The 13,852-nt window shown below is 73.1% G+C and carries 13 protein-coding genes and 1 pseudogene; 1 reads left to right on the top strand and 13 read right to left on the bottom strand.

Features of this window, described 5'->3' with window-relative positions:
- Nucleotides 1-130: 130 nt before the first annotated feature.
- From BN6_RS31130 to BN6_RS31070, 13 genes and pseudogenes are all read right to left on the bottom strand, one after another.
- Nucleotides 131-394, bottom strand: coding sequence for a hypothetical protein (locus BN6_RS31130; protein WP_148303097.1), 264 nt, complete (start codon nt 392-394; stop codon nt 131-133).
- A gap of 230 nt (nt 395-624) precedes the next feature.
- On the bottom strand, nt 625-996 hold the full coding sequence (locus BN6_RS47095) for an STAS domain-containing protein (RefSeq protein WP_158509468.1): 372 nt from the start codon (nt 994-996) through the stop codon (nt 625-627).
- Nucleotides 990-1,376, bottom strand: coding sequence for a SulP family inorganic anion transporter (locus BN6_RS47090; RefSeq protein WP_015103817.1), 387 nt, complete (start codon nt 1,374-1,376; stop codon nt 990-992). Before BN6_RS47090 ends, BN6_RS47095 begins: the two co-directional genes overlap by 7 nt.
- A gap of 56 nt (nt 1,377-1,432) precedes the next feature.
- Entirely contained in the window at nt 1,433-2,203 is a 771-nt protein-coding gene (locus BN6_RS31115; protein ID WP_015103816.1) for an ABC transporter permease, read from the bottom strand.
- Complete coding sequence (locus tag BN6_RS31110; RefSeq protein WP_015103815.1) at nt 2,200-3,138, bottom strand: ATP-binding cassette domain-containing protein; 939 nt, start codon at nt 3,136-3,138, stop codon at nt 2,200-2,202. Before BN6_RS31110 ends, BN6_RS31115 begins: the two co-directional genes overlap by 4 nt.
- 175 nt (nt 3,139-3,313) lie before the next feature.
- Entirely contained in the window at nt 3,314-4,504 is a 1,191-nt protein-coding gene (locus BN6_RS31105) for a cytochrome P450 (protein ID WP_015103814.1), read from the bottom strand.
- Nucleotides 4,505-4,507: 3 nt separating this feature from the next.
- The gene (locus BN6_RS31100; RefSeq protein ID WP_015103813.1) at nt 4,508-5,362 is read right to left on the bottom strand and encodes a DUF4097 family beta strand repeat-containing protein; all 855 of its coding nucleotides are present in this window, start codon (nt 5,360-5,362) and stop codon (nt 4,508-4,510) included.
- Between the two features lie 49 nt (nt 5,363-5,411).
- Nucleotides 5,412-5,909: a toxin-antitoxin system HicB family antitoxin gene (locus BN6_RS31095; RefSeq protein WP_041314674.1), complete on the bottom strand. Its 498-nt coding sequence runs from the start codon at nt 5,907-5,909 to the stop codon at nt 5,412-5,414.
- A gap of 231 nt (nt 5,910-6,140) precedes the next feature.
- Nucleotides 6,141-7,175 (bottom strand): hemolysin family protein, encoded by a 1,035-nt coding sequence (locus BN6_RS31090; RefSeq protein ID WP_015103811.1) that lies wholly within the window; start codon nt 7,173-7,175, stop codon nt 6,141-6,143.
- Nucleotides 7,172-8,503 carry a hemolysin family protein gene (locus BN6_RS31085; RefSeq protein ID WP_015103810.1) on the bottom strand — a complete coding sequence of 444 codons (1,332 nt, stop codon included), beginning with the start codon at nt 8,501-8,503 and terminating at the stop codon, nt 7,172-7,174. Before BN6_RS31085 ends, BN6_RS31090 begins: the two co-directional genes overlap by 4 nt.
- A 153-nt stretch (nt 8,504-8,656) precedes the next feature.
- Nucleotides 8,657-9,618 (bottom strand): annotated as a pseudogene (locus BN6_RS31080) (LacI family DNA-binding transcriptional regulator).
- Nucleotides 9,619-10,068: 450 nt separating this feature from the next.
- Nucleotides 10,069-11,490, bottom strand: a complete 1,422-nt coding sequence (locus BN6_RS31075; RefSeq protein ID WP_148303096.1) for a Dyp-type peroxidase — start codon at nt 11,488-11,490, stop codon at nt 10,069-10,071.
- Between the two features lie 271 nt (nt 11,491-11,761).
- Nucleotides 11,762-12,799 carry a serine hydrolase gene (locus BN6_RS31070; protein ID WP_148303095.1) on the bottom strand — a complete coding sequence of 346 codons (1,038 nt, stop codon included), beginning with the start codon at nt 12,797-12,799 and terminating at the stop codon, nt 11,762-11,764.
- 109 nt (nt 12,800-12,908) lie between these two features.
- On the opposite strand from BN6_RS31070, the gene BN6_RS31065 reads away from it, so the two are divergent.
- Complete coding sequence (locus BN6_RS31065) at nt 12,909-13,616, top strand: SDR family oxidoreductase (RefSeq protein ID WP_015103805.1); 708 nt, start codon at nt 12,909-12,911, stop codon at nt 13,614-13,616.
- The last annotated feature ends 236 nt before the right edge of the window (nt 13,617-13,852 follow it).

Raw genomic sequence — 13,852 nt, 5'->3', positions numbered from 1 at the left:
GCCGACGCCGGGCAGCACGCGTGCCCGGCGCTCCCGCCACCCGACCCGGTCGAGCCCGCCGGCAGCCGCGTCGCCCGGCTCCGGCCCCGGCGGACGTCCGTCGAGTGCGGTCAGGCAGGTGCGGGCGCGGTCAGACGGGGGGGACGAGGCCGGGGAACTTGCGCGCGCCGTGGCAGTGGGGGCACTCGCGGCCGTTGTCCACGGTCCGGGGCGCACCGCCGATCACGGCCGAAGTCGGGTGGGCCACGAATCCGGCCCCGCCGCACAGGTGGCAGATGGTGCGCGGTTCCGAGGTCACGCCGAACAGGTCGTCCTCGTCCTCTTCTTCCTCGTCCTCCTCGAAGTCTTCCTCTTCGGGGTCGAAGTCGTCCTCTTCGTCCTCACGCGGATCCACGGGGACACCGTAGTCCGGCGGCACCCGCAGCGGCTGGTCAGGGCGGTTGGCCGGGGCCGGTCCACAACGGACGACCGCGGTCGGCAGGTTCGGTGGTGTCGGGGTGGCCTTCCGGACGCGAGTGCCGCGCCCTGCTGCTTGTCGCCGGCCCGGATCGGGGTCACGCGGGAGGGGCGCGGGGTGGGAGGACCCCGCGCCCCTCGGTCTCGCCGGGCACCGACGTGGCGTGGTCACCGAGCCCCGGTGTCCGCGAAGGACTCAGCCGCGCCCGGCGGCGGGTCCACACTGGCGTTCGCGCCCTCCTCCCGGCGCTGACGTGCCCATTCCTCGACCGCGCCGCGGCTGGTGCGGTCGAGGTGGGTGAGCGCGGACAGGTCGAGCCGGACGTCGCCCGGGGGCAGGGCGTCGAGCGCCGTCCGCAGCTTCGGGATCCCGAGGAAGGTCGCGCCGCCGTGCAGCCGGACGAGGGTCCCGGCGGGCGTCCGGTCGACCTCGACTCGCAGGCGCGAGACCTGCCAGGCGAGCTTGACCAGCGCGGCGACCAAGCCGATCAGCACGCCCTCCAGCAGGTCGGTGGCGACGATCGCGACCGCGGTCAGCACCAGCACCACCGCCTCGCCCCGGTCCTGCCGCCACAGCGGGCGGTGTGCATCCGGTCGACGGCCGACGCGCCGAACAGGCTCTCGGCCGACGCGATCAGCGCGAACACCAGCGCCGTGCCCAGGGCGTGCGGGGTGAGCAGCGCGGTCGCCGACTCCGCCGTGGGCAGCGACACCGCGTCGACCAGCGCCCCCACCGACAGCTTGCGGACGTCGGCCTGGGTGGACGCGGCCAGCGCCGCCACCACGACCACCGCCGCGAGCGGGCCCGGGACGTGCCGCAGCCGCGCCGGGGCCTTCTTCCAGAACACGATCACCGCGAGCCCGCACAGGCCCAACACCAGCGCGGACCGGGCCGACGGGTCGCCGGCGACCCGGCCCACGAGATCCGTAGTGCCCGGAACCGGAAATTCACGCGATCACCGGATTTTCGGACTGATCACCGCGCCGGATCGCGGTTGTACAGCTTGCGCGCCTGCGCGTAGCCGATCGCGGTGCCCAGCGCGCACCACCCGACGGCCCACCACGCGCTGTCGCCAACCGGCGTCCCGGAGAGCACGGCGCGCAGCGTGTCGATGATCGGCGTGAACGGCTGGTGCTCGGCGAACCACGCCAGCCCCGGCGCCATCGAGTCGGTGGGGGTGAACGCGCTGCTGAGGAACGGCAGGAACTGGAACGGCAGCGAGAACCCGTTCGCGCCCTCGGGCTTCTTGGCCGCCAGGCCGCCCGCGACGGCCAGCCAGGTCAGCGCCAGCGTGAGCATCAGCAGCACGCCGGCCGCCAGCAGCCACCCGCCGACCGACGCCTGCGGCCGGAACCCGATCAGCAGCGCCACGGCCACCACCAGCGCCAGCGTCACCACCGTGCGGATCATGCTGCCGACGACCTGCCCGGTCAGCACCGACACCCGGCTGATCGCCATGGTCCGGAACCGGGCGATGATCCCCTCGGTCATGTCGACGTTGACGTTGATGGCGGTGCCGGCCGACCCCGCGCCGACGGCCATCACCAGGATGCCCGGCACCAGGTAGTCGACGTACGCGCCGCCGCCGACGGTGCTCACCATCGCGCTGCCGAACACGTAGACGAACAGCAGCATCATGAACACCGGCATCAGCAGGCCGCTGATGGCCATCACCGGGTAGCGCTGGAGGTGCTTGAAGTCCCGGCGCAGCATGGTCGCCGAGTCGGACAGGGTGTGGGCGCTCATCGCGCGGACTCCTCCAGGGTCGGCCGCCCGGTCAGGGCGAAGAACACGTCGTCGAGGTCGGGGGTGTGCACGGTCAGCTCGTCGGGCTCGACGTCGGCCCGGTCCAGCACGTCCAGCAGCGCGCGCAGCGACCGCACACCGCCGTCGCCGGGCACCTGCAACGTCAGCGCGTCGTCGTCCCGGCTCGTCACGGGCAGCGCGCGGGCCGCCGCGTCCAGCGAGCGCAGGTCGCCGAACCGCAAGCTCACGTGCCCGCCCGGCACCAGCTTCTTGAGCTCGTCGGAGGTGCCCTCGGCGACCAGCTTCCCGCCGTCGAGCACGGCGATCCGGTCAGCGAGCTGGTCGGCCTCCTCCAGGTACTGGGTGGTGAGGAAGATCGTCACGCCCTCGCCGGCGACCAGTTCCCGGATGATCTGCCACAGGCCGTGCCGGCTGCGCGGGTCCAGGCCGGTGGTCGGCTCGTCCAGGAAGATCACCCGGGGCCCGCCGACCAGGGTCATCGCCAGGTCCAGCCGGCGGCGCATCCCGCCGGAGTAGGTGGACGCGGGCCTGTCCGCCGCGTCCGCCAGGTCGAACCGGGACAGCAGCCCGCGCACGACCCGCCGGCCCTCGGTGCGCGGCAGGTGCCGCAGGTCGGCCATCAGCCGCAGGTTCTCCTCGCCGGTCAGCAGGCCGTCGACGGCGGAGAACTGGCCGGTCACGCCGATCACCGAGCGCACGCCGTCCGGGTCGCGGTGCAGGTCGTGCCCGCAGATGGTCACCTCCCCGGTGTCGGCGGTGATCAGCGTGGACAGGATCTGCACGGCGGTGGTCTTGCCGGCCCCGTTCGGGCCGAGCAGGGAGAAGACCGCGCCCTCCGGCACGTCCAGGTCGATGCCGTCGAGCACGACGTGGTCGCCGAAGCTTTTGCGCAGCCCAAAGGCCGAGATGGTCATGGGTGTCCCCTTGAGAGGAGGGATGGAGTGCGGAGCGGGGCCGACAGGAGCGGGGCCGACAGGAGTGGTGCCGACAGGAGTGGTGCCGGTCGGTGTGGTCCCCGGGGTGGGGCGGGGCCCGGACGGAGCGGGGCCCGGCAGGGTCGGACCCCGCCACGAGGGGGTCCGCGTCGTGCTAGGCGGTGCGGAGGTGGAGCGTGCGCACGCCGGTCATGAACGGCGAGGGCATGAACGTCGGCGGGATCTCCGGGTCCACCCGCAGGTCGGGGAACCGGTCGAGCAGGATGTCGATCGCGATGCGGCCTTCCAGCCGGGCCAGCGGGGCCCCGACGCAGAAGTGGATGCCGCGGCCGAAGCCGAGGTGCGGGTTGGGGTCGCGGCGGGCGTCGAACGCGTCCGGGTCGGCGAACTTGCCCGGGTCGCGGTTGGCCGCGGCCAACGACACCAGCACCAGCTGGTCGGCGGGGATCTCCCGGCCGCCGACGACCACCGGGGTTGTGGTGGCGCGGGCCATCACCGAGAACGGGGTGAGGAACCGCAGGGACTCCTCGATCGCGGTGGGGATCCCGGAGCGGTCCGCGCGCAGCCGGGCCCGCTGGTCGGGGTGGGCGTCCAGGCACAGGGTGGTGTTGCCCAGCAGCATGGTGGTGGTGATGTGCCCGGCCACCAGCAGCACGGTGGTGAAGTTGACCAGCTCGGTGTCGGTCAGCCGCTCCCCGTCGACCTCCGCCCGCACCAGCGCGCTGATCAGGTCGTCACGGGGGTCCTTCCGGCGTTGGGCGGCGTGCTCCCGCAGGTACTGGAACATCGGGGCCAGGGCTTCGTTCTGGACCGCGAAGTCGGCCTCCATCTGCTCCTTGTCGGCCGTCGTCGTGATGTCGTTCTTCTGCGAGAACAGCACGTCCACCCAGTCGCGGAACAGCTCCCGGTCCGCGGCCGGCAGGCCGAGCAGCTCGGCGATGACGATCACCGGCAGCGGGTAGGCCAGGCCGTCGACCAGCTCCAGCCGGTCGCCCTCGACCGCGTCGAGCAGCTCGTGGGTGAGCGCGGCGATCCGCGGCTCCAGGTCCGCGACGACCTTGGCGGAAAAGCCCTTGCTCACCAGGTTGCGCAGCTTGCGGTGGTCGGGCGGGTCGAGGTCGAGCAGGTTGCCGGCGCTGGACTCGGGCGGGACGTCGACCGGGAACAGGTCGTTGACGTGGGCCGAGGAGAACGTCTTCGGGTCGGCGAGCACGGTGGCCACCTCCTCGTACCCGTAGACGTTCCATAAGCCCTTCTCCGCGTCGAACGAGACCCGTTCGGCGGGGCGCTCGCCGCGCAGCCAGAACTGGTGCGGGTGGACGGCCCACCCGGTGGTGTCGGTCATGTGTCAGTCCTCCTTGTTCGGGGCTCGGCGGATCACGATGTCGCCGAAGCCGTTGCGGGCCCGGACCTCGACGGTCTCGGTGCCGGATTCGGGGCCGGTGGCCGACTCCAGCGAGTTGTGCACCGCGCCCAGCACGGTCCGGACGTCGAGCCACGCGGCGGAGCCCTCGCGGATGCCGACCTCCAGCCGGCCCGCGGCGGTCTCCAGCACGACGTTGCCGCGCACCACCTCGTCGATCCGCACGCTGCCGTTGGCGGTCTTCGCGGTGACGTCGGCCAGCGCCCGGTCGATCACGACGTCGCCGTTGGCGTTCTGCGCCCGCACCGCGCCGGTGACCTCGCCGAGCCGGATGGCGCCGTTGGAGTTGCGCGCCACGGCGCTGCCGGCGACGTGGTCCACGCGCAGGTCGCCCGACCCGGTGAGCACGTCGGCCTCGCCGGTGACGTGGACCGCCACCAGGTTGCCCATGGCGGTGCGCAGGTAGGTCGGCCCGGACCGCTCGACCTCGACGTCGCCGGCGGCGCTCTTGAAGCGGAACTCGCCGTACCCGCCGCGGGCGAACAGGCTGCCCATCGCGGTGTTGCCCTGCACGGTGGAGCCGGTGGGCAGGTGGATGGTCACGTCGACCGCGCCGCCCTTGTTGAAGATGCCCCGCACCTTGGGCGACTTGACCAGCAGCCGGCCGTCCTCGAACTCGACGCGGGTCTGCTCGACGGCGCGCAGGTCGTTCTCGCGGGCCGGGTCGCCGGGGCGCAGTTCGACGACGGTGTCGGCGCGGTGTCCGGCGGTGATCCGGGTCGTGCCCATCACCAGGTCGAGGGTGACGGCGATCGGTTCGGGCGTGGCGAAAGTGGGCATGGCTGTCCCCTGGTAGTCGGTCGGGAAGGCGTTCGGGCAGGTCAGCGGGTCAGCGGACCCAGCCGGTGTAGCGCTGGCCGACGTTGCGGGTCGGCTGCCGGGAGGCCGGTTCGAGCGCGCTCGACGCGGCGCGCACCAGCCAGGCGTTGACCGAGATCCCGGCGCGGGCGGCGGCGTCCTCCACCCGCAGCTTGAGGTGCTCGGGCAGGCGCAGGTTGATCCGCGTCATCGCGCCGTCCTCGTCGCCGGTGGGCGGGGGCGGCGGCGGGGTGACGTCGGGGGTGTCCTGGAAGGCCGGCTCGGCGGGCGGCGCGGCGACCACGAACTCCGGGTCGCGCCCGCGCAGCCGCACGTCGACCGAGCCGGGGGCCAGGTCGCGGGTGATCTCCGAGGCCGCCACCGACAGGGCTTCGAGCAGGGTCAGCCGGGTCACCGAGTCGATCTGCGAGGTGAGCCGTTGGGCCAGCGCGCCCGCGTCCGCGCCGACGGCCTCAGCGGCCGTCGCGAGTTCGCGGCGCAGACTTTCGACGAAGGGCGTGAGGTCCATGGCACCACTATGGCAGTGCAGTGGTGCCATGGCAAGTCTTCGGTGGTGCCAACTTGTGCCACTGTGGCGTGAGGTGGCGTTTGCGCAGCTCAGCGGTGTTTTGAGGACTTCCTGCCGGTGGAATCCGGCGACTTCGAATGGCCTGCCGCACCTGTAGGGGTGTGCCGATGGCACCAAGGCGGCGCAGAGTGGCACCGCGGCCCGCCACCCGGTGCGGTGGCGGGCCTGCGATCACGCTTCGCGGCGCACGTGCGTGCCGTCGCGGACGGTGCCCACGTACTCCTCGACCAGGTCCTCCAGAGCGACCACGCCGATCAGGTCGCCCTCCGCCGTCACGGCCCGCGCCAGGTGGCTCTGCGCCCGCCGCAACGCCGCCAGCGCCTCGTCCAGCCGGGCGCTCACCCGCACCTCCGGCAGCCCCCGGACCCGGCTCGCCGGCACCTGCGTGCCCGGGTCCGCGTCCGCCAGGTCCAGCACGTCCTTCACGTGCAGGTAGCCGATCAGCCGGTCGGCGGCGCGCACCGGGAACCGGGAGAACCCGGTCTCGGCCACCGCCGCCTCGATCTCGCCCATGGTCGGCCGCGCGGACACCGACGTGACCCGCTCCAGCGGCACCAGCACGTCGGCCACGGTCCGCTCGGCCGACGACAGCGTCTGCGCCAGCCGCCGGTGCTCGGAGTCCTCCAGCAGGCCCTCCCGCCGGGACTGCGCGATCAGCAGCGCCAGCTCGTCGGGCGTGTACGCGGACTCCAGCTCCTCCTTCGGCGTCACGCCCACCAGCCGCAGCACCGCCGTCGCGACCACGGTGAACCCGTTGAGCAGCGGCGCGACCAGCCGGCAGAACCAGTAGTGCACCGGCACCAGCCACAGCGCGGTGCGCTCCGGCCCGGCGATGGCCAGGTTCTTCGGCACCATCTCGCCCAGCACGGTGTGCAGGCCCACCACGATCACCAGCGCCAGCGCGAACGCCACGCCGTGCAGCACCGCCTCGGGCAGCCCGATCGCCCCGAACGGGCCCTCCAGCAGCGCCGCCACCGCCGGCTCGCCCAGCGCGCCCAGCCCCAGCGAGCACAGCGTGATGCCCAGCTGCGCGCCCGCGATCAGCAGCGGCAGCTCGCGGCCCGCCTTGATCACCACCCGGGCCCGGGAGCTGCCCCGCTCGGCCAGCCCCTCCAACCGGTCCCGGCGGGCGGTGATGATCGCGAACTCCGCGCCCACGAAGAACGCGTTGCCCGCCAGCAGCAGGAAGATCACCAGGACGCTCACCGCGCCACCTCCGCCGCCTGCTCGACCCGGGTCACCTTGAGCTCGGCCACCCGGTGCCGGTCCATCAGCAGCACGGTGATCCGCCAGCCGTCCACCCGGATCTCGTCGCCGACGTCCGGGATCCGGCCCAGCAGGGCCAGCACCAGCCCGGCCAGCGTCTCGAAGTCGCCGGTCGGCATCCGGAACCCGCTGGCCTCGAACACCTCGTCCACGCGCAGCAGGCCGGACATGATCCAGCTGCTCCCGCCCAGCGCCCGCACCGGCGCGCCCTCCCGGCGGTCGTGCTCGTCGCGGACGTCGCCGACAATCTCCTCCACCAGGTCTTCCAGCGTCACCATGCCGGCCGTGCCGCCGTACTCGTCCACCACCAGCGCGGTCTGCAAGCCGGACGCGCGCAGCCGGTCCAGCAGCGCGTCGCCCTCCAACGTCGTCGGCACCGTCTGCACCGGCCGGGTCAGCGCGGACAACGGGGTCGTCGCCCGCTGCGCGCGCGGCACGTTGAACGCCTGCTTGACGTGCACCATGCCGCGCACCTCGTCCAGGTCGCCGGTGTAGACCGGGAACCGGGAGAACCCGGTCTCCCGCGCCTTGTCCAGCAGGTCCAGCACGGTGGCGTCGGCGCGCAGCGACTCGACCCGCACCCGCGGCGTCATCAGCTCGTCGGCCGTCCGGTCGCCGAACCGCAGCGAGCGGTCCAGCAGGGTCGCCGTGCCCGCGTCGATCGTGCCGTGCTCGGCGCTGGAGCGGACCAGCGCGCCCAGCTCCTGCGGCGACCGGGCGGAGGCCAGCTCCTCGGCCGGTTCCACACCCAGCCGGCGCACCAGCCAGTTCGCGGTGCCGTTCAGGCCGGTGATCAGCCAGCGGAACACCGCGGAGAACCTGGCCTGGATGCCCGCCACGGCCCGCGCGGTCTCCAGCGGCTTGGCGATGGCCAGGTTCTTCGGCACCAGCTCGCCGAACACCATGGACAGCGCCGTCGCCAGCGCCAGCGCGATGACCAGCGAGATCGGCCCGGCCACCGAGTCCGGCACGCCCACCAGCGACAGCGCGGGGGCGACCAGCCGGGCGATCGCGGGCTCGGCGATGTAGCCGGTGATCAGCGTGGTGATCGTGATCGCCAACTGCGAGCCGGAGAGCTGGAACGACAGCGACCGGTGCGCCTTCTCCACCGTCCTGGCCTTCGCGTCGCCGACCGCGGCGACGTGCGACTCGACGGTGCTGCGCTCCAGCGCGGTGAGCGAGAACTCGGCGGCGACCGCGATGAACGTCCCGACGGTCAGCGCCAGGACGGCCACCAGGCCGAGCAGGCTGAGCAGGACCTCGGTCACCGGGCACCCCCCGAGGGGGCCGGGTCTTGCGGACAGCCGGGTGTCGCACCCGGCTCGGTACTGTGACCAGGCGATTGCGCGTCGCGCACGGAAGGGCTCACTCCTCGACGGGGTGGTCGGACTGCCTCGTCCAGTTTAGAGAGTCCACCCGGGTCAGCGCAGGCCGGTTCCACCGGGTGGGGACGTGCTCGCCCGCAGCACCACCTCGCCCGCCACCCGGACCGTGCGCGGCTCGCCGACGACCTCGTCCAGCACCAGCCGCGCGGCCCGTTCGCCCATGTCCTCCAGCGGCAGCCGGACCGTGCTCAGGCCGGGCGCCAGGTCGCGCAGCGTCGGGATGTCGTCGAACCCGGCCGGCGACACGTCTTCGGGCAGCCGCACGCCGTGCTCGCGCAACGCCGCCATCGCGCCCATCGCCATCACGTCGTTCGCGGCGAACACGCAGGTGGCGCCGGTCCGTGCGGCGAGCAGCCGGGCGGCGGCCTCGTGCCCGCCGTCGCGGGTGAACCCGCCGTGCACGACGTGCGCGTCCGGCAGGTCGACGCCCGCGTCGGCCGGCCCGGCCCGGAACCCGGCCAGCCGGTCGCGGGCCACCAGCAGCTCCGGCGGCCCGGCCAGCGCCGCGAAGCGCCGGTGGCCCAGCCCCGCCAGCGCGCGGGCCGGCGCCCGCGCGCCGACCCGGTTCGCGGGGACCACGGTGCCCACGCCGAGCTCGGCCTGCGAGACGCACGCCACCCGCCCGCCCTGGCCGGTGAACGCGGCCGGCTCCCCGGCCAGCCGGGTCACCGCGTGCCGGTCGGTGGTGCGGCTGCCGGCGATCACCAGCGCCCGCGCCCGGTGGTGCCCAGCACCACGACCAGTCCCGCTTCCTCGACGATCCGGGTCACCCCGGCCGCGATGCCGGAGAAGTACGGGTCCGCGATGTCGTGCACCACCAGGCCCACCAGCACGCTGCTGTTGCGGGCCAGCGCCTGCGCGGACGCGTTGGGCAGGTAGCCCAGCTCACGGGCCGCCCCGACCACCCGTTCCCGCAGCTCGTCGCTCACCTGGCGGGTGCTGCCGTTGAGCACGCGGGACGCGGTGGCCAGCGAGACCCCCGCACCACGTCCCGGGATCGCCGAGGGTAGCCGTCCGCGCGGTGGGCGGTCGGGACGCGCCGGTCGTAGCGGGATCGTGCTCAGCTCTACTCGGCCGGCATCCGCGAGCCGCGCCGGCTGGTCGACCTGGGGGGAGACGTTGCGCTTGGCCGAACAGGCGGGTTTGTCGAGCGATCCGGAGTCGGCGGCGCGCCGTTGGCACAAGTGGTGGACGTGCTGTCGTGACACTTCCTCGAACCAGGCCACGATCAAACACGCGACGGCGCTGGAAGCGGTGGATGTCTGCGTGTGCAACGGAATCGAGTCGATCGGCCTGTGGCGCGAACCCGTAGAACCCTTCGGCCTGACCGAAACCGCGCGCCTGGCAGCCGACGCCGGCCCAAGCTGCCTGGCTGGGTTCCGCTTCCCACACCAACGGGCGCGGAGGCCGGTCGTGGACGGCGGCCACGGCCGGCCTCCGGGGTGCCCCTAGCGGGGCAACTCCCGTCCTGCCGCCAGCAGGCGGAGCGTGCTGACGGACGGGACGAGGGCGTACAGGGCGCCCGTGGTGCGGACGTACCGCTGGAACGTCAACGTCGTCGCGACGTCGGAAGTTTCGATCCTCGCCTCGCCTTCGCCGCCGATCACCGGGTCGGTCCCGGTCGGGGCTCCGTCCTCGCCGCCGGCGAAGTCGGGGTTGCCCGCCCACACCCGCTGCTGGAACTCGAACTGCTCGCGGATCGACGTGCAGTGCGCCACGAACACCAACCCCCGCTCCGCGTGCGGGTCGTCCTCGTGCGGCGGGCCGAACGGGATGCCGCGGCGCAGGATCCGGCGTTGCCTCGGGTCGCGGAACGTGAACGACCTCGGGTTGGTCTTGCGGATGTGCGCCGGGCACGGGGTCAGGGTGCCGCGCGGGTCGTGGGCGTAGTCGAAGTCGTTGCGGTCCGGGCCCAGGCCCAGGCCGTCGTCGGTCGGCGCGGCCAGCGGCCGGCCGTCCTTGTGCCGGCCGATCAGCAGCGCGCCCAGCTCCTCCGGCGTGGTCCCGGCCGCCTCCGCGTGCCGCTCGACCGCCCGGTTCCACCCGGCCACGTCCTGGGTCAGCCGGCGGATCACCTGGAGCGACCCGTCCCGCAGCCACCGCGCGGTCCGGCGGCTCTCGTCGCCGCGCTCGGTGTCGTGGCCGAACACGAACTCACCGGGGTTGACCAGCAGCGCCCCCGCGTGCCCGAGCCGGTGGCCGGGCCGGTTGCGGTCCTCCTCGTGGAAGTCGCGCACGCCGGGCTGGGAGATGCCGTCCTTGTACCCGAAGTGCTCGTGCCCGCGCCGCGCCCCCGGCAGGGTCGCGCCCTCCTCCTGGTGCACCTTGACCACGCCGAGCAGGTCGTCGAGCAGGTCCAGCAGCGCGTCCACGGCCCGCAGCCGCTCCTCGGTGTCCGACGCGAGCGTGACCACCGCGTGGATCCGCTGACCGTCCCGACCGAACCGCCACTCCTCCGGGTCGTCGCCGGTCACGTCCGCCCTGGCCTCCGCGCCCTGCCACAGCTCGGGATCGCGGTCGCGGAGGTCCTCCTCGACCGCCTTGGGGTTGATCGCGAGCTTGAGCAGGCCGGCGGGGGTCAGCGACAGGTTGGTCCAGGTCGCCTGGAGGGTCTGCGGGTCCGCGCCGAACATCGCCCGGCCCAGCGAGAACGCCTCGTTGAAGTCCTCGACGTCGGCGGTCACCGAGATGTGCCCGAGCATGGCGGCGAGCCACGTCCGCCCCAGCTTCGCGTCGGTGAACCGCACGAACCGGAACTGCTGGTGGTCCTTGTTGAAGGCGGCCAGCACGTTGCCCTGGATCTCCCGCGAGCCGCGCAGCGGTGGCCGCAGGCCGCGCCGCTCGGCGTGCAGGTGCAGCAGCTCGGACATCTGGCGAGACTCCATTCCCCCGAATGTTCCCGTACTGACAAGACGACGCAGAGTCCCGTGGGATACACGGCGCGTGGTGTCCGTTCGGGGGGTAGGGCGCTGGTCTCACCGGCTCACCGGCGGCCCCGAGCCGCCGAAAAGGTCACAGTGCCTGGTCAGCGCCGCTTCGAGGCCGGGGGAAGTGCAGGTGGGGCGATGCGGCGGGCGTGGTGTGCATCACCCGGTCGGACCCCGCGGGCCGCGCCGTTCGGCGGCTCGCGGGGTCCACGGGTCAGTCGCCGTTGTAGGCCCGGTACGGCTGCGCCCGGTAGGAGCGCGGCCGGGACGTGGTGATCCGCAGGACCGAGTCGTACAGCGCACGGCCGAGCGCCGCGCGTGCCCGCAGCGCCGGGTGGGTGGAGCTGTAGTTGTCCGCGTTCGCCGTCTGGTCGCCCGCGAACTGCCCGGAAGCGAACAGCGCGTACGTGATCACCGGCTTGCCCGCCGCGTCGAACACGATCCCGGCCTCGTTGCGGCCGTCGGCGAACCACCCGGCCTTGGTCGCCACGTTCAGCCGCTCCGCCGACGACAGCTCCAGCCGGATCCCGTCGGTGAACGAGGTCAGCGACCGCAGCACGGTCAGCAGGTGCGTCGTCGACGCCTCCGACAGCAGTTCGCCCTTGACCAGCTTCTGCAACAGCGTGAACGTCTCGCGCGGCGTGGTCGTGCCGAGGAAGAACCGGTTCGGGTTGGCCACCGGCACGACCTGGGTGTGCGTGAAACCCTTGTCCCGCAGGATCTGGTTGAGCTCCAGCGCCGGGCAGACCAGCCCGGACAGCCGCACGGCGGTGTTGTCCGAGACGGTCAGCAGCGCGGCCAGCGCGTGCCCCACGGTCACCGACGACGGGTACGCGCCGTCGAGCCCGAAGATCCCGTCGGTGTCCTGGATGACGATCGCCTGGGTGACCTCGACCCGCTGGTCCAGCGTGATCAGGCCGCGGTCGACCTTGTCCAGCACCGCGACCGCGACCGCGATCTTGTTCACGCTGTACGCCTCGACGACCCGGTCGGCGTCCTGCTCGACGGCGGCCTTCACCACGCCGTCCGGGTCGGCCACGCCGATGTAGGACGCCCACGTGCCGCCCGCGCGCCGGGTCTCCCGCTGGTACTTGCGCGCGACCTTGCGCCGCGCCGAATCGGCTGTGGTCGGGATCAGCGCCTCCCATTCCGCGTCGCTCTCCTGCGCCTGTGCGGTGCCGGCGGTGCCCAGCACGGCACCCGCCGCCGCGGCCGAGCCCAGCCCCAGCGCGGACCTTCGGTTGATGTCCATGTGCCCCCGATCGAACGGATACCCGACTCCTCGACGCCGGCACCGCGATTTTCGTTGCATCTGACGGTGTAGCGCGGTGCGTTGATCCAACCAGCAGTAGCCTGCCGACATGGGTGAAGGGGTATTCCTCATCACGGGGGCGTCCCGCGGCATCGGCCTGGCCACCGCGCGACTGGCCGCCGAGGCGGGGTATCGACTGGTGCTGACCGCGCGGGACCTCGACAAGCTGGCGGTCGAGGCCGCAAAGCTGGGCGGCCCGGACCGGGTGTGGGCGGCGTCGTGCGACGTGCGGGCGTGGGAGCAGCTCGCCGCGCTGGTCGGCCAGGTCGAGGAGGAGTGGGGCCGGCTGGACGTGGTGTTCGCCAACGCGGGCTCCAGCGTGGTCACCTCGTTCACGTCGTCGCAGGGCGCGCCGCCGTCGCAGTGGAGCGACATGGTGCTGACCAACGTGTGCGGGCCGGCGTTCACCGCGCGCGCCGCGCTGCCCGCGCTGATCCGCTCCGGCGGGCACCTGGTGCTGACCGGCTCGGCGGCCGGGCGCGGGGTGCGGCCGGGCAACCTGTACGCGGCGACGAAGTGGGCGGTCACCGGGCTGTCGCAGGCGATCCGCGCGGAGTGCGTCGGCACCGGCGTGCGGGTCACGCTCGTGCAGCCGGGTCTGACCGACACCGGCGGCATCCCGGCGTCGCGGCTCGCGGACCCGAAGCTCGCTCCCGAGGACGTGGCGCGGGCCGTGCTCTACGCGGTGTCCCAACCGTCCACTGTGGATGTCAACGAGATCCTGGTCCGGCCGGTCGGGCAGGACGCGTATCGCTGAACGGCGGCCGGTGAATTCATTCCGGACCCGGTGGAATCGCGGTGGAAAAGCGGTGTGCGGCTCACCGGCTGTCATCACCCGGTAGTGCGGGCTACTCATTCCTTCGGTGGATTCGCGATGGGCAGTGCCGGACAAGAGTATTGATTGCATTGTCCATCACGAATGGCGGTCGAGCCCGCTCGACGGGCTGTCCACTGGTGCCGACCGCCTTCGTCGGCGCTGCGGTCGACATCGCG

This window comes from Saccharothrix espanaensis DSM 44229, from assembly GCF_000328705.1.
Lineage (GTDB): Bacteria > Actinomycetota > Actinomycetes > Mycobacteriales > Pseudonocardiaceae > Actinosynnema > Actinosynnema espanaense.
This window is presented reverse-complemented; position numbering and strand designations above follow the sequence as displayed.

Excerpts from the sequence above, each read along its gene's own strand:
- BN6_RS31115 (WP_015103816.1), bottom strand. The coding sequence starts at position 2,203 with ATGAGCGCCCACACCCTGTCCGACTCGGCGACCATGCTGCGCCGGGAC.
- BN6_RS31075 (WP_148303096.1), bottom strand. The coding sequence starts at position 11,490 with ATGTCCGAGCTGCTGCACCTGCACGCCGAGCGGCGCGGCCTGCGGCCA.
- BN6_RS31095 (WP_041314674.1), bottom strand. The coding sequence starts at position 5,909 with ATGGACCTCACGCCCTTCGTCGAAAGTCTGCGCCGCGAACTCGCGACG.
- BN6_RS31070 (WP_148303095.1), bottom strand. The coding sequence starts at position 12,799 with ATGGACATCAACCGAAGGTCCGCGCTGGGGCTGGGCTCGGCCGCGGCG.
- BN6_RS31100 (WP_015103813.1), bottom strand. The coding sequence starts at position 5,362 with ATGCCCACTTTCGCCACGCCCGAACCGATCGCCGTCACCCTCGACCTG.
- BN6_RS31105 (WP_015103814.1), bottom strand. The coding sequence starts at position 4,504 with ATGACCGACACCACCGGGTGGGCCGTCCACCCGCACCAGTTCTGGCTG.
- BN6_RS31110 (WP_015103815.1), bottom strand. The coding sequence starts at position 3,138 with ATGACCATCTCGGCCTTTGGGCTGCGCAAAAGCTTCGGCGACCACGTC.
- BN6_RS31065 (WP_015103805.1), top strand. The coding sequence starts at position 12,909 with ATGGGTGAAGGGGTATTCCTCATCACGGGGGCGTCCCGCGGCATCGGC.